The sequence below is a fragment of the Veillonella montpellierensis DSM 17217 genome (assembly GCF_000426745.1).
In the GTDB taxonomy this organism is placed as follows: domain Bacteria; phylum Bacillota; class Negativicutes; order Veillonellales; family Veillonellaceae; genus Veillonella; species Veillonella montpellierensis.
In genome coordinates this window covers 51943-66907 of record NZ_AUFY01000012.1, presented here as the reverse complement: position 1 = coordinate 66907, position 14965 = coordinate 51943, and the positions used below count along the sequence as shown (strand labels likewise).

Genomic DNA, 14965 nt, shown 5'->3' with positions numbered 1-14965 from the left:
ATTGACTTATTTTGTTGTTTCATCTTGCTGCTCCTTAATGATTGTCTGTGACAAATCATTAAATACTAATCCTTGCACAAAAATATTAATGTGTTCTACTTTAGCTTCAGTCATATCAACAAGAGCTGTTTTAATTCGTTCTTGTAATCGTAATGCCACATCAGGAATACGATACCCATAATTTACAATCACATACATATCAATACATAGAGCACCATCTTCTTCGAAAGATATACTCACGCCTTCATTCGTTTTTTTTCGTCCTAACAAATTAGCTACTTCATCACTAAAAGTACCACTCATCCCAGCTACCCCTTTAGTCTCCAAAGCTTTGTTAGTAATAATCGTTGCGTATACATCTTCATTAATTTTTATTTTGCCTTCTTCTAAATAGATAGCTCGTTCTGCCATATTACTTCGCTCCCCTTTCTAAAAAAAAACATTTGCCTACAGTATGCTAACAAATAGACAAATGCTTTTAATAATAACACATATATAGGATATAAATCCATTGGTAAAGAGCGATTGCCTATATACTATATCTGAAAACTTCAGCGTTAGGCACGTTCAATATATTGTCCTGTTCTTGTATCAATTCGAAGAACATCATCAACATTAATGAACATAGGAACTTTAACAGTATAACCAGTTTCTAATACAGCTGGTTTATTACCACCAGTCGCTGTATCTCCTTTAATGCCTGGTTCTGTTTCGATTACTTTAAGTTCTACTGCAACTGGTAAATCAAGACCAATAACAATACCTTGGAAGAACATAATACTTACTTCCATATTTTCTAATAAAAAGTTTTTTGCATCTCCTAATTGTTCAAGAGTTAATTCAACTTGATCATAGGTTTCATTGTCCATAAATGTATAAGTATTATCACTTTCATACAAATATTGCATACGACGACGATCAACATGTGCTTTAGGAACTTTTTCACCTGCATTAAATGTACGTTCTACTACAGCTCCAGTTTGTAAGTTTTTTAATTTACACCGTACAAACGCTGCGCCTTTACCTGGTTTAACATGTTGAAAGTCTACGACTTGCCATACATTATTGTCAATTTCAATTGTTGTACCTGGGCGAAAATCATTACTAGAAATCATTAAAATACCTCCATTTAAATACCTAATTCTATTAAATTCTTAGGGCTATGTGTTAACACCTCACAACCTTGCGACGTAACAATAACACTGTCCTCTATTCTCAATCCAATAGTACCTGGCAAATATATACCTGGTTCAATGGTGACTATCATTCCTGCCTCAAAAACAGATTCAGATCGTGGCGATGCTACTGGCAATTCATGAATGTCAAGACCTACTCCATGTCCTGTACCATGACCAAAATACTCCCCATATCCATCTGCTTTAATTGATTCTCTACAAACTGCATCCAATTCTGCACCAGTCTGCCCTACATGAACAGACTCTACACCTTTTGTTTGCGCCCGTAACACCACATCATATAATTGTTTCTGCAATGATGATGCTTGTCCCATCACGATTGTACGTGTCATATCAGAATGATATCCTTCATACACTGCTCCAAAATCAAAAGTAACAAAGTCGCCTATTTCAATGACCTTGTCACTAGCAACACCATGTGGCATACTAGATCGATAACCAGAAGCTACTATGGTAGCAAATGATGGTTCCTGCGAACCACGTTGCAACATTTCTGTTTCTAATATAATGCGTGCCTCATTTTCAGTCATACCAACTTGTAACGACTGTAAAAGCACAGTAAATGCTTCGTCCGCAATAGTTGCAGCCTTACGCATATATATTAGCTCTTTCTCTGTTTTAACTTGCCGCAATGCAGTAAGATCTATCGATGTAAATGTAACTTTATCATCGAACGATTCACAAATTGTTTCATACGTGTTGACTGGCAACTGATTTCCTTCAATACCACATAGGCTAATAGGAATATCATTGGTACGTATCACATCACATATAGAACTCCATATGGAATTAGTATATTGAATTACTTCATACCCTTGACACTGCTTATTTGCTTGTTCTGTATACCTACTATCAGTAAATAAAAAAGCCTGGTTTGGCGTAACAAAGGCTACTGCTGTTGTTCCTGTAAACCCTGCAAAATAATGAAGATTAGTAGGGCTAGTAATCAGCATAGCATGGCAATCCTTCTGAACTAGATATGATTGCAATCGTTGTAATCCATTCATGTGATAACTCCTATCTGAACAAAGTTCACTTTATAATACCATAAAAAAGTATATTTGAATAGATATTCTATCGATTAATCAAAACAATGTATCTCCTCATTTGATAATACTTGGTACGATCCGGCTGTCTCAATACCAGCTAAATCAATAGGTCCTATTGATACTCGTTTAAGATATAAAACAGTCCCCCCTGCTGCACTAATCATACGTTTTACTTGATGATATTTACCTTCTTCAATAGTAATATATCCAGCCTGATGCACCAATAAGCGAATGTCTGCTGGTTTACATTGTGTACCATCACCCAATGTAATTCCTTCTTGAATACGCTGAACGCCTACATCTGTTAACTTCCCATCATACTCAAAGTAATAGCATTTAGGTATATGTTTCTTACCATGAATCACACGATGTCCCCACTGCCCGTCATTAGTGAGTAACAATAATCCTTCTGTATCTTTATCTAATCGTCCTACTGGGAAAACACCCATTTTTTTGAATTCCTTTGGTAATATATCCATAACTACAGGATCGCTATCTTCTACTGCTGTTATATATCCTTTTGGTTTATGAAATTTTATATAGTATTGTAAGGTATTCGATATTTTTTCTCCCTTAACAGTAATTTGATCTACTGCAGGAGTAATAGAGTATTCTTTTTTAGTAACTACAACTTCATTGACTCTAACCACACCACTTTTTAATAGTCTATGAACGTCTTTACGACTTCCTAATCCTTTGTTCGCTAAAAATTTATCAATTCTCATATAAGGCTTTCTCTACTACAATTTATTTTCAATGTGCTTAGTATCATTTAACATATTTAAAATATTATGATCCTCTGCACCCATACCATAATAAAATAATCGACTAATACCAGTATTACCTTGACTTAAATTCCAAGAATAATCCAACGGCAAGTTTAGTAATTTACAAATAATAGTGCGATTCGTTCCTCCATGAGCCACTACTAATATAGTATCTCCATCCTGAGTGGTATGAATGGTTTCTTCTAATGCTTGCCATGCACGTTCTTGCACATCTTGAAAGCTTTCTCCGCCTTGAATGCGTAATCTTTCAGGATGACGATACATTTCTTCAATGGCTCCAGGCCATTTAGCATCAATCTCTTTATATGTTAACGCTTCCCATGCGCCGAAGTTAATTTCTCGCAACCGCTTATCTTTTACGATGTCTACATTCCTACTTCCAACAATCATTTTAGCTGTAATATATGCGCGACTCAAATCGCTGCAAATCACTTTATCAAATGTAATTTCGTTCATTGCCAAAGAACATTGTTGTGCTTGTAAAATACCTCGTTCATTTAACGGTACATCAGTTTGTCCTTGATATTTTCCTGTATAGTTCCACTCCGTTTCCCCATGTCTAACCAAATAAATTGTATTCATTCATAAACTCCTTAATTGTCATCAACAATCTATTATTCAGCTCTACTGATTTAATAGCAATTCTAAACCAATCATTACCTAATCCATAAAAATTATCACAACTACGTATCAATATTTGATGATCTTCTAAGAATGTTTTTAAATCTTCTACGGTAACCTTCTTGTGTTGCCAATGAATCAACATAAAATTAACAGAAGGCTTATAAGCCACTACACCTGGCAGAGCGTTATATGCGTCATACATCCGTTCTTTTTCCTGTCGAATATATTCCTTCGTAGCTTGACTATAAGATATATCTTGTAATGCCTCAATAGCATATACTTGTGCTAATGAATTTACGGACCATGTGGGAATTAATGATTGTATTTGTCTGGTCAATGAAGTATTTGCAAAAGCTAATCCTATTCGCAACCCTGGTACAGCAAAAAATTTAGTTAACGAATGCACAACAATTAAGTTATCATGCTTTCTCACTAATTGCCGTACACTGTGGCTTCCATCTGTAAAGTCAATAAATGATTCATCAATAACCAACAAGCTATCAATATAATCATATATACGAGCTAACTCATCAACTTGATCAATATCTAATAGAGTACCGTCAGGATTATTCGGATTTCCTAAAAAAAGAATGACTCTTCCGTCTTGTCCATGTAGTTTAGCGGCAAATGACTTAAGTGCCGTATAGGGAACCTCAAAAATTTTCTCATCTTCATTACACTTATAATAAATAGGTGCTACTTCCATATGAGCCATACTAGCCGAAGATTCATATTCAGAAAAACCTGGTGCTGGCACCATAACTCCTGTATAGTTTGGCAATCGACAAATAGCAGATAAAATTTCCGCTGCCCCATTGCCAGCTACAATCATAGAAGGATCTATCTTATAATACTGAGCTGCTACATCTAGTAATTCCTTATGATTTGGATCTGGATAATGGGTAATCATATCAATCTGAGACTTCATCATGTCAACGCCTTTTTTATTAGCCCCAAGAGGATTAATATTGGCACTAAAATCAATAACATCCTGTGGTGCAATGTTATGATTCTTAGCAAATTGATAAATATTACCGCCATGAACTTTCTGTGTCATACAATAATAGTCCGATATTCCTATCGGACTCCTTTCTATAAATAAAATCACATATTCTACTACGTTATCATCTTAGCAATAATTTTATTGTAATAACTCTAGCTAATCGCTGTCAATACATCTATCGTTTTACAAATGTAATTCCCTCACATGTTGTTTCTACCGTGTCAATATACGTTAATGTGGGTAGATTCTGCTTAATTTCATAAATACAATCAGCAATACCACTATAATCATTAGGAAATAGTAGTCCCATAATCGTACCACTATGTGCAATAATAGTACCAACACTCTTATAACGAATTCCGATATCATGAAATATGTATAAATGAGGTTTATGTAATATTCTCTGGTTAGCGAAAGCACTAATTGTTGCTGCTTGCCCAATTAATGATATATCGTGTAATTCTAATCCTTGAATAAAATAGTTAATGGCTTCTTCTATAAAAGGCTCTTTTTCTCGAATCAATGCAGATAAATCAGTGCGTTTATTAAAATCTACGGTATCTATCGTACCCCCTTCATCGAAAATAACTATTTTCATAGGTGGGCACACGCCTAAAGACTTTGAGATCCGACCTGATTGATAATCAAATTGTATGATGGAAGGATAAAAGGACGCATCTGTAGGCTCAATAGACAAACATATCTTTTCCAATTCTTTCATAGATAAACGTCGACCATATGCCAATGCTGTCGCCATAGCTGTAACGCTGATATCTGCACTACTAGATGCCATTCCTTTTCCTTGTATAATATCAGACCGCACATATATGGGAGAAAACTGTTCCGGCTGTATCTCTAAATACTCTAGCGTTCTTTCATAGGCCAAATACGCTTTAGGTTGTAAGGCACACATAGAACGTTTTAATGGATATGACACATCACTCATAGCATATGAATATCTGTTAATCGGACAAGTTACCAAAAAGGATTGCCCTTGCATAGAACCTTGTATGAATTCTCCACAGGTTCCTGGTGCCCGCACATGGTAGGTCACAATTAGCTCTCCTTTTCTATACATAATATTACTAGAAATTAAAATAACTACACATTATCTTTATAAGCCGTTTTCATAGACATTGCTAATAGTTTGAAGGCATGAATTTCATACTTTTCGATTCATCAAAGAATATATCAGTATTATCAAGCATGTATATCCATACAATATAAGCTACTAATTCTATCAAGTTGTTATAAGCCTATAGTCATACTAGCAATAACAACAACTAATAACAGTAATTCTGTTAGTTCTGTTACAAATCCATATGTATCCCCTGTCGTGCCACCTAAATGTTTTACTATATAACGATTTAATATGATATTAATAGCAATAGCACTAATAAACATAATCCCATAAGCTAATCCAAAATAAAACGCAGGCATAAACGCCATTACTGTTGTATACAGCAATGTGTATTTAGGGGCAAATTCAGCAAAAGCCTTTCCCATACCTTGTGGACGTGCATAGGGATACGCAGTAATGCTGAAGCACATAGTATAACGACTTAACAGAGGAAGACTTATCAAAGTTAATAGCATCCATTCGTGAGGTATAGACACCAACAGTTGCCATTTTAATAGTACTAAAAAAACAAATCCTACTACCCCATTAGATCCAATACGGCTGTCTTTCATAATCTCTAGCTTTCGTTCTCTATCTCTTCCGGAAAACAAGCCGTCGCAAGTATCCATGAACCCATCAGCATGAAGACCGCCAGTAAAAAGAAACTCAAAAATGACGAGTAAGACCATTAATAATTGATGAGGAATATAGTTATATAACAAAACATACACAAGATACGTAAATAAACCAATAATACAGCCTACTAATGGAAAAGATACTACACTTTTACCAAAATCACGCATTTCCCAATTCGTTTGATTCACAATTTTTAGACGTGTTAAAAATTGTAGTCCTACAAAAAATGAATTCATAATGATACCACCCCACATGCAATGATTATTGAAAGTATACCTGCTAATATTGAAGCCGTGTACATTAATCGTATAGTACGATAAATATGAATGCCACGCATAATTTCTTGTGCCTCACCCATATACTCTCTAAATGTAACTGTATCAAAATACTGATTATATCCACCCAGTCGAATATGTAATGCCCCTGCAACAGGTGCTTCTGCATAACCACCATTAGGACTTGGATGCTTATGAGCATCTCTTAATCCCAACTTCCATGCTTGTTTATAGTCAAATCCACAAATGTATGCGGCTATCACTAATAATATAAAAGATATTCGTGCTGGAATATAATTAGTGAAATCATCAAATTTTGCTGCTATACGACCGAAAAAAATATATCGTTCATTTTTATACCCGATCATAGAGTCTAATGTATTGGCCGCTCTATAAAAAATAGCGCCTACAGGTCCAAATACAGCAAAGAACAATAAAGGAGATACGATCCCATCAACAGTATTCTCAGCAATTGTCTCAATGGTAGCGCGAGTAATTTCACTTTCATCAAGTTCATCGGTCCTACGTCCTACAATCCATCCAACACGAACCCGCGCTTGTTCAATATCATTGTTTTTAAGTAATGTAGCAATACGATATCCAGCTTCCGCCAAAGAGCGAGGACTGATCGATATATACACCAATAGAACTTGAACAATATACGAGGCCCACGTTGCAATTAAACTGGCAATATATATAAGGATAGTTGCGATAATAACTACTGTTAGCAATGTCATACATACTGCAATACCACCATACATTACTTTTTTCTTAGGTGTATCAGATCTCATATATAGTAAATTTTCATAAAACGAAATAACTTTTCCAATTCCCACAACAGGATGATATTTACTATTAGGATCTCCTATCAGTGCATCTAATAGCAATGCCCACATTGGTATAAAACAATAGGTATGTTCCATATACCATAAAAATGCTGTAGTCCCTGTAATATTCGTAAAAAATTCTCCTATAGATGCCATTAATCATTCTCCAATAATGATTCTATATAGTCCATATCAATATGACTTTCCACTATATCCGCCAACCGATTGTAAGCATTATTTTTATGTTCCCAATAGTGAAATACTTCATCTAACGGTAAGAGGTTTTTCCGTATACGTAAGGCATTAATAATAAATCTACGTATACCATCATTATCAAATATCCCATGTATATAAGTTCCCATAACATGGCCATCACCGCTAATGAACCCATCAATAACATTTACAGGTTTATCACTACGCGATGTAATAGAGAAGCAACGTGTAGCACTATCATTCGTCATCACTGTATCACCCATATGGATTTCATAACCTTTTAAGTCTTTTCCATGATATGTATGGCCTAAAAAAGTCAATGCATCCACATCAAACTTAACTTGATGCGTAGTCTTATGGTGTTTCATAGTAGTTTCTGTAGGCAATAATCCTAATCCCTCAATTTCAGTAATATCACTTTCCATATGCTCAGGATCATATAACATAGTACCAAGCATCTGATTACCGCCACAAATCCCTATGACAGGCGTACCAGCTTTCACCAGATTAATAATTTCATCTGCTAATCCAGTCGTGCGCAAATAATCTAAATCTGCCAATGTATTCTTAGAGCCTGGTAGAATAATTAAATCTGGGTGTCCAATCATATCACCATGTCCAATATATCGAACTGTTACATCTGGTTCATAATTTAATGCATCAAAATCAGTAAAATTAGAAATTTTTGGCGTTTGTAATACAGCAATTTGAATGTCATTATTAGCAACTGCTTTTTTATTCTCTAAAGCTACTGAATCTTCTTCATCAATATCCAAATTATCAATAGCAGGGATTACACCTACTACCTTTTTGCCTGTTTTTGTTTCAATAAAATCTAAAGCGGGCTTTAATAAATTAATATCTCCACGGAATTTATTGATAATAATACCCTTAACTAAATCGCGTTCTTCTGGCTCTAATAATTCTAACGTGCCTACAATAGAAGCAATCGCACCACCACGATCAATATCAGCAATAAGCATAACAGGGGCCTGTGTAATTTTTGCAATACGCATATTAACAATATCATTTGCTTTCAAATTGACTTCTGCAGGACTACCTGCTCCTTCAATGACAATCATATCGTAATTAGCATCTAAAAATGCTAAACTTTCTTTAACTTTATCAAGTGCAGTTAATGAGTATTGTGTATGGTATTCCTTAGCACTAAATACGCCAACTGGCTTGCCCATTAATACGACTTGTGAAGATTGATTGCCTGTAGGCTTTAATAAAACTGGATTCATTTGCACAATAGGTTCAATTCCAGCCGCTTCAGCTTGTGCTACTTGTGCTCGACCAATTTCATCGCCCCATTTAGTTACATATGAGTTGAGTGCCATATTTTGAGCTTTAAAAGGAACTGTCTTAAGTCCCTTGCGATAAAAAATACGACAAAGTGCCGTACACAAAATACTTTTTCCTACATTAGAACTCGTTCCTTGAAACATAAGTTTTTTAGCCATGGACTGTAACCTCCTGTGCTTTTAATTCTATCGTTATGCCACTAATTGTAAAATACATCTGATCAGCTGCTGTTGCCACTTGCCGATTAACACGTCCTGCAATATCACGAAAATACCGAGCTAATTTATTTTCTGGTACCACACCTAAGCCTAATTCGTTTGTAACAAATATTGCTGTCTTCCCATCTTTTCTAATCTGCCCCAATAAAGCATCAACTTCTTTCATAATAATTGATTCCACCTCATTGCAAGCAGCTTGATTTTCTAAGGAACCATAGTCAAAAATATAGTTAGATGTATACATGGTTAAGCAATCAATCAATATAATATCACAATCAGCACTCACTGTATCCCAATATTTTGTAATATGTAAAGGGATCTCGTAATTGTTCCATAAAGTGCCTCTTCTAGCTTTATGTTTAGAAATTCTATCCTTCATTTCTTCATCAAAGGCTTGTCCTGTTGCGATATAACCTTTTCTACCATTCTGTGAAAGTGCCAGAGATTCTGCAAATTCACTTTTACCACTTCTAGCACCGCCAGAACACAATATAATATGACTATTCATAGAAATCACCTATACAATATATGTAAATTTCAGTATTATGTAACTAGAATAAATAAAGGAGTATTGCTATGGAAATAATGAATATGAAAATCAAATTAATGGCCACTTTATGGGAAAATACATATAGAGTTATGGTAGAAGATCCTGAGACTAATTATATCGCCACCGTGCGTGTCATCGTAAATCTGCCTCTTGATAAAGAACTACTGCCTGAAAATGCGCCCTCAGTAGAAGCACAATTATTAGCACTTGTAGAAGACTCGATCTTGTCCTCTTCAGAAATTATTAGTTTTGAAACAACATTTTCTGCCTTATTGAGAGAAAAATTCCAATATCAAATTCCCAACGTATTCTTTTTCTACCCTAGTCCTGAAGATATGTTAAATAAACCACACTAAGCATTTCACTAGTTGTTTTACATTCATACTGTATCACACTACTCACTATAACAATATATAAAAAGCTATGTTGTCCTATATACCAGCAACATAGCTTTTTATATGACGCTTGCCACGTATCTAAAAATTATAGTTCTTCCTCAACCCGCGCTAATATAAAACATAAGTCAGATAGTCGATTTAAATATTTTAAATTTGATTCATGTGCCCCTTCTTCTCCGAATAAAGCCCACAAATCGCGTTCTGCACGACGTACAATCGTTCTGGCCACATGCAAATACGCTGATGATTGACTTTCACCTGGCAATACAAATGCACTAAGAGGAGATAATTGTGCATCAAAAGCATCGATAATTTTTTCTAATTCTACTACATACTCATCTGTAATAGTAGGTTCTTTATGTAAGCTAGCAATATCTGCCATAAGCATCCATAATTCTTTTTCAACTTGTAGCAAAGCCTCTTTGACACTTTCATTTGTTCCATGCGCTCTTGCTAATCCCAAAAAAGCTTGTACTTCATCAACTGTACCATATGCTTCTACACGTAATGATGCTTTATTAATACGCTCACCTGTATATAAACCAGTTGTACCTTTGTCACCTGTTTTAGTATATACATTTGCCATATATAATCCATCTCCTTTATTTAATACTATACATATTACAATGTAATATTAGGAAACCAAAGTGCTATTTCTCTAGTAGCAGCCTCTATTGAATCAGAAGCATGTACTACATTAGCATCCATCGTTAATGCATAATCACCGCGAATAGAACCAGGTACAGCATCCTGTGGATTAGTAGCTCCATTTAATGTGCGTACTGTAGCAATAGCATGCTCGCCAGATAATACAAACGCAAGTACAGGTCCAGAGGTAATAAAATCAACTAACTCACCAAAGAATGGTTTATTCTTATGTTCTACATAATGGTCCTCTGCCAATGACCTAGGCACCTGCATCAACTGCATCGCCACAATACTAAGCCCCTTACGTTCATAGCGATTTAGGATTTCTCCACACAATCTACGTCGCACTCCATCTGGTTTTATCAACACTAATGTTTGTTCCATAATAACCACTCCTATTTTACAGTCGAAGCTAACATGCGTAATCGTTTAATACGTTCCTCTGTACTAGGATGCGTACTAAATAAATTACTAGCAAAATCTTTAACCCCACTTAATGGATTAACAATAAACATATGCGCTGTCGCATTACTTGCATGAGGCAGAGCACCATATTTAGCATAATGATCAATTTTAGCTAATGCAGAAGCTAATGATAATGGTTTCCCACTAATACGAGCGCCACCTTCATCAGCCAAATATTCTCTAGAGCGAGATATAGCCATTTGTATTAAAGATGCTGCGATAGGTGCCAAAATAATCATTCCTAATAGAGCAATAGGATTACTCTCTCTATCATCGTCACGGCTACCAAATAAAGCGGCAAATTGTAACACATTGGCAACCATCGCAATCGCCCCTGCCATCGTAGCTGCAATCGTACTAATCAAAGTATCTCTATGTTGTACATGCGTTAACTCATGAGCTAATACACCTTCAATTTCATCATGGGTTAATAAATTCATAATACCTGTAGTAACAGCTACTGCCGCATGTTCTGGATTACGACCAGTAGCAAAAGCATTCGGTATTTCAGAATCAATGATATATACTTTCGGCATAGGAAGATGTGCATTCATAGCTAATTGTTTCACAATAGAAACCAATTCTGGATTTGATGACATTTGTACTTCTCTCGCATTATAAGCTCTAAGCACTAATTTATCACTATTCCAATAACTAAATACATTCATTCCAATAGAAATAATAAACATCACCATTAACCCATGTAAGCCGCCTACATATTGACCAATAGCCATCAATAAAGCCGATAATAATGCCATTAATGCTGCTGTTTTTATATTGTTCATACATCCTCCCATCATAATAGTTAATCATACTATAATATATACATATTATAGCATGATGTTATTTAAAATAAATGAATTTTTACTATACAATAGTAACATGTTGTATACTTAAACACGAAGTTTCTAAGACTCTACATGCTAATTAAACACTATTTATAATGTACGTGAAATCACTTTTGCACCAATTACATCCGCTTTTAACACATATGCTGTATTTTTGATGTCTTGTGAAGAAAATACATTGCCCATTGCCTTTGCTACATCTAAAGCCACTTCATGATGACAATACGCAATAAGCGTAGAACCAGATCCACTAATAGTAGCGCCATAAGCACCTTTATCTCTTGCTACAGAAAACACCTCATCACAACAAGGAATTATTTTTTTTCTATATGGCACATGTAGATTATCTTGTAAGGCCCATTGCAGATTAGTAAGATCCCTAGTAACCATAGATGAAATAAGCAATGACACATAACCTATATTGGCAACCGCTTCTTTAAAATCAATGGTATATGGCAAAGCCGTACGTGCATATTCAGTCGATACCAGTACTTCTGGTACCACTACGGCAAATGACAACTCTTCTGGCACAGTAATCACTGTATTAACGACTTCTCTATCATTGCCTAAAGCACAACATAAATTCCCAAAAATAGCAGGAGCTACATTATCTGGATGTCCTTCCATACGATGGGCTAATGTAAGTAATTCTTTTTTTGAAAGTGGTTTTTCTACTAACGCATTGGCTAACAATAAGCCTCCAACAATCGCAGTCGAACTACTACCTAATCCACGTGAAGGAGGAATGTTACTATCGGATATAATGTGTCCAAACTTTGGTTTTTCTCCCACAGCATAAAATAATTCATACATAGCGCGTCCAATTAAATTACGACTAGTATCTTCATGAGCTAATATATCTGCACCAAAACCTTTAAATGTATATGAATAACTAGTTGCTTCTTCATTCAATTCAAAAGTAAACACATTATATAATTGTAATGCCAATCCTAAACAATCAAACCCAGGTCCACAGTTAGCACTCGTAGCTGGAACTTGTACGGTAATAGTTTTCATGATTATTCACCCATAATTCTAATAACACTACTAACTTTCTTCACCACTCGTAAATTATTAAAGGCGTCTAAAACATTTAAAATATAAGATCGTGGACAAGAAGAAGTAACTATAGCAATTACCGCTTTTTCTGGATCATCATTGCGTTGTAATACCGACAATACAGAAATGCGTTGCTCTGCTAATTTCGTAGTAACTTTTGCTAATACGCCCGTCTTATTTTCTACTACTAAACGAATATAATAGGATGAAGAAATTTTTCCTGGTGCATATATTGATTTCTTTTCAAAGTAAAATGGTGCTAATCGGCCAGTACTATTAAAATTGATATTTTTAGCAATTTCCATAATATCGCTGACTACAGAACTACCTGTAGGTAAGCTACCGGCACCACGACCATAAAACATAGCGTCATCAATGCCATTCCCCTTCACATAAATCGCATTATACGATCCTCTTACAGATGCCAAGGGATGGGTGAGTGGAATAAATGCAGGGTATACATTAAGAGATAATCCTTTTTTTGTTTCTTTCGCAATGCCTAATAACTTGATGTTATAACCAAATTCTTTGCCGAATTCAATATCCGCTGTATCAATATGACTAATGCCTTCTACCTCAACATCTTCAAAGAAAATTCTACGATTAAAGCTAATAGAAGATAAAATTGCTAATTTACGTGCCGCATCATACCCCTCAACATCCGCAGTAGGATCTGCTTCGGCATAACCTAAGCTTTGTGCTTCTTTTAGCGTTTCAGTATAACTAGTCCCTTCTTCAGTCATCTTAGTTAAGATAAAATTAGTAGTGCCATTCATAATTCCCACTAACTCAGTTATTTTATTGCCTCCTAGCGATTCATATAGAGTCCTAATAATAGGAATACCGCCTAACACACTTGCTTCAAATCGTAAATCCACATGATTACGTTTTGCCAAATCTAACAAGTATGGTCCAGCTTCTGCCATTAAATCCTTATTAGCAGTCACTACATTTTTACCGTTTTCTAACGCTTTTTCAATACACTCACGAGCAAAATCAGTTCCTCCCATCAACTCTACAACGATAGAAATTTCTGGATCTTGCAATATATCTTGTGCATCACTAACTACCTTAGTATCATCTGGCAAACTAATATGTTCATATTTTTTAGGATTTCTCATAAATATTTTAGCAATAGTGATATTTGTATTAATTCGTTTAGAAATTAATTCTGCATTATCAATTAATAGCTCACAAGTTCCTTGACTGACTGTACCAAAGCCCAATATACCAATTTTTATAGAATTCATATGTTACCTACTCTCTTTATATTCACACTGTTTTCATACACTATGCTTGTCCCAATATATCGACCTTAATCATACCTTTAATATTGCGTATATCTTGCAATAATTCTTCCAAGGATCCGGTCATGTCTTTTGTTTCAAAAGCAATACTCGCATTAGCAATACCTTGTAGAGGAATGTCTTGATTAATTGTTAAGATACTTCCATTATGACTGGCAATCGCTTTTAAAACGCTAGACAACATACCAGGATCATTTGACATCGATACGGCAATAGATACGATTTTCCCTTGTGCAATTTCAAAAAAAGGGAATACATAATCCTTATATTTATAGTACGCAGAGCGACTTAGATTCATACGTTCCACCGCTTCATTAATCGTCTTAACTTCACCCATTTTTAAAATTTCTTTTACCTTAATCGTTTTCTTAATTGCTTCTGGTAAAATATCTTCTTGTACAAGGTAGAATTTATCTTTTTTTGACTGAGTCAC

18 protein-coding genes are annotated in these 14965 nt (G+C 35.1%); 1 reads left to right on the top strand and 17 read right to left on the bottom strand.

Annotated elements, in window-relative coordinates:
- Positions 1-6 precede the first annotated feature (6 nt).
- From K357_RS0104855 to cobU, 11 genes are all read right to left on the bottom strand, one after another.
- A complete protein-coding gene (locus tag K357_RS0104855; RefSeq protein ID WP_028257709.1) occupies positions 7-411 on the bottom strand; it encodes an Asp23/Gls24 family envelope stress response protein in 405 nt (134 codons plus the stop codon).
- A gap of 146 nt (positions 412-557) precedes the next feature.
- The gene (gene efp / locus K357_RS0104850; protein ID WP_028257708.1) at positions 558-1115 is read right to left on the bottom strand and encodes an elongation factor P; all 558 of its coding nucleotides are present in this window, start codon (positions 1113-1115) and stop codon (positions 558-560) included.
- A gap of 14 nt (positions 1116-1129) precedes the next feature.
- On the bottom strand, positions 1130-2203 hold the full coding sequence (locus K357_RS0104845) for a M24 family metallopeptidase (protein ID WP_028257707.1): 1074 nt from the start codon (positions 2201-2203) through the stop codon (positions 1130-1132).
- 74 nt (positions 2204-2277) lie between these two features.
- Entirely contained in the window at positions 2278-2970 is a 693-nt protein-coding gene (locus tag K357_RS0104840; RefSeq protein ID WP_028257706.1) for a pseudouridine synthase, read from the bottom strand.
- A 15-nt stretch (positions 2971-2985) separates the two neighbouring features.
- Positions 2986-3615 carry an alpha-ribazole phosphatase gene (gene cobC, locus K357_RS0104835; RefSeq protein ID WP_028257705.1) on the bottom strand — a complete coding sequence of 210 codons (630 nt, stop codon included), beginning with the start codon at positions 3613-3615 and terminating at the stop codon, positions 2986-2988.
- A complete protein-coding gene (gene cobD, locus K357_RS0104830) occupies positions 3593-4714 on the bottom strand; it encodes a threonine-phosphate decarboxylase CobD (protein WP_038113621.1) in 1122 nt (373 codons plus the stop codon). The genes cobC and cobD overlap by 23 nt, the downstream gene beginning before the upstream one ends.
- A 121-nt stretch (positions 4715-4835) precedes the next feature.
- Positions 4836-5714 (bottom strand): GHMP family kinase ATP-binding protein, encoded by an 879-nt coding sequence (locus K357_RS0104825; RefSeq protein WP_028257703.1) that lies wholly within the window; start codon positions 5712-5714, stop codon positions 4836-4838.
- 194 nt (positions 5715-5908) lie between these two features.
- Positions 5909-6652, bottom strand: coding sequence for an adenosylcobinamide-GDP ribazoletransferase (gene cobS / locus K357_RS0104820; RefSeq protein WP_028257702.1), 744 nt, complete (start codon positions 6650-6652; stop codon positions 5909-5911).
- Positions 6649-7674: an adenosylcobinamide-phosphate synthase CbiB gene (gene cbiB, locus K357_RS0104815; protein ID WP_081658406.1), complete on the bottom strand. Its 1026-nt coding sequence runs from the start codon at positions 7672-7674 to the stop codon at positions 6649-6651. Before cbiB ends, cobS begins: the two co-directional genes overlap by 4 nt.
- The gene (locus K357_RS0104810; protein ID WP_028257700.1) at positions 7674-9197 is read right to left on the bottom strand and encodes a cobyric acid synthase; all 1524 of its coding nucleotides are present in this window, start codon (positions 9195-9197) and stop codon (positions 7674-7676) included. Before K357_RS0104810 ends, cbiB begins: the two co-directional genes overlap by 1 nt.
- The gene (gene cobU, locus K357_RS0104805) at positions 9190-9765 is read right to left on the bottom strand and encodes a bifunctional adenosylcobinamide kinase/adenosylcobinamide-phosphate guanylyltransferase (RefSeq protein WP_028257699.1); all 576 of its coding nucleotides are present in this window, start codon (positions 9763-9765) and stop codon (positions 9190-9192) included. Before cobU ends, K357_RS0104810 begins: the two co-directional genes overlap by 8 nt.
- A gap of 83 nt (positions 9766-9848) precedes the next feature.
- Here cobU and K357_RS0104800 point away from each other — a divergent pair, with 83 nt between their 5' ends.
- On the top strand, positions 9849-10163 hold the full coding sequence (locus tag K357_RS0104800) for a hypothetical protein (protein ID WP_244869378.1): 315 nt from the start codon (positions 9849-9851) through the stop codon (positions 10161-10163).
- A 127-nt stretch (positions 10164-10290) separates the two neighbouring features.
- Here K357_RS0104800 and K357_RS0104795 read toward each other — a convergent pair whose 3' ends face one another.
- The 6 genes from K357_RS0104795 to K357_RS0104770 all read right to left on the bottom strand — a co-directional run bounded on the left by K357_RS0104795 (position 10291) and on the right by K357_RS0104770 (position 14965).
- Positions 10291-10791, bottom strand: coding sequence for a cob(I)yrinic acid a,c-diamide adenosyltransferase (locus K357_RS0104795; RefSeq protein ID WP_028257697.1), 501 nt, complete (start codon positions 10789-10791; stop codon positions 10291-10293).
- A gap of 35 nt (positions 10792-10826) precedes the next feature.
- Complete coding sequence (gene ndk / locus K357_RS0104790) at positions 10827-11237, bottom strand: nucleoside-diphosphate kinase (RefSeq protein WP_028257696.1); 411 nt, start codon at positions 11235-11237, stop codon at positions 10827-10829.
- 11 nt (positions 11238-11248) lie between these two features.
- Positions 11249-12103, bottom strand: coding sequence for a zinc metalloprotease HtpX (gene htpX, locus K357_RS0104785; protein WP_028257695.1), 855 nt, complete (start codon positions 12101-12103; stop codon positions 11249-11251).
- A 153-nt stretch (positions 12104-12256) separates the two neighbouring features.
- Positions 12257-13183: a homoserine kinase gene (thrB, locus tag K357_RS0104780; protein ID WP_028257694.1), complete on the bottom strand. Its 927-nt coding sequence runs from the start codon at positions 13181-13183 to the stop codon at positions 12257-12259.
- Between the two features lie 2 nt (positions 13184-13185).
- A complete protein-coding gene (locus K357_RS0104775; RefSeq protein WP_028257693.1) occupies positions 13186-14475 on the bottom strand; it encodes a homoserine dehydrogenase in 1290 nt (429 codons plus the stop codon).
- 40 nt (positions 14476-14515) lie between these two features.
- Positions 14516-14965 carry an ACT domain-containing protein gene (locus K357_RS0104770; RefSeq protein ID WP_028257692.1) on the bottom strand — a complete coding sequence of 150 codons (450 nt, stop codon included), beginning with the start codon at positions 14963-14965 and terminating at the stop codon, positions 14516-14518.

Bases quoted from the DNA above. Each gene is read 5' to 3' on its own strand.
- thrB (WP_028257694.1), bottom strand. From the start codon at position 13,183: ATGAAAACTATTACCGTACAAGTTCCAGCTACGAGTGCTAACTGTGGA.
- K357_RS0104810 (WP_028257700.1), bottom strand. From the start codon at position 9,197: ATGGCTAAAAAACTTATGTTTCAAGGAACGAGTTCTAATGTAGGAAAA.
- K357_RS0104800 (WP_244869378.1), top strand. From the start codon at position 9,849: ATGAAAATCAAATTAATGGCCACTTTATGGGAAAATACATATAGAGTT.
- cobS (WP_028257702.1), bottom strand. From the start codon at position 6,652: ATGAATTCATTTTTTGTAGGACTACAATTTTTAACACGTCTAAAAATT.
- K357_RS0104840 (WP_028257706.1), bottom strand. From the start codon at position 2,970: ATGAGAATTGATAAATTTTTAGCGAACAAAGGATTAGGAAGTCGTAAA.
- K357_RS0104845 (WP_028257707.1), bottom strand. From the start codon at position 2,203: ATGAATGGATTACAACGATTGCAATCATATCTAGTTCAGAAGGATTGC.
- cobC (WP_028257705.1), bottom strand. From the start codon at position 3,615: ATGAATACAATTTATTTGGTTAGACATGGGGAAACGGAGTGGAACTAT.
- cbiB (WP_081658406.1), bottom strand. From the start codon at position 7,674: ATGGCATCTATAGGAGAATTTTTTACGAATATTACAGGGACTACAGCA.
- htpX (WP_028257695.1), bottom strand. From the start codon at position 12,103: ATGAACAATATAAAAACAGCAGCATTAATGGCATTATTATCGGCTTTA.
- ndk (WP_028257696.1), bottom strand. From the start codon at position 11,237: ATGGAACAAACATTAGTGTTGATAAAACCAGATGGAGTGCGACGTAGA.
- K357_RS0104795 (WP_028257697.1), bottom strand. From the start codon at position 10,791: ATGGCAAATGTATATACTAAAACAGGTGACAAAGGTACAACTGGTTTA.
- cobD (WP_038113621.1), bottom strand. From the start codon at position 4,714: ATGACACAGAAAGTTCATGGCGGTAATATTTATCAATTTGCTAAGAAT.
- K357_RS0104775 (WP_028257693.1), bottom strand. From the start codon at position 14,475: ATGAATTCTATAAAAATTGGTATATTGGGCTTTGGTACAGTCAGTCAA.
- cobU (WP_028257699.1), bottom strand. From the start codon at position 9,765: ATGAATAGTCATATTATATTGTGTTCTGGCGGTGCTAGAAGTGGTAAA.
- K357_RS0104855 (WP_028257709.1), bottom strand. From the start codon at position 411: ATGGCAGAACGAGCTATCTATTTAGAAGAAGGCAAAATAAAAATTAAT.
- efp (WP_028257708.1), bottom strand. From the start codon at position 1,115: ATGATTTCTAGTAATGATTTTCGCCCAGGTACAACAATTGAAATTGAC.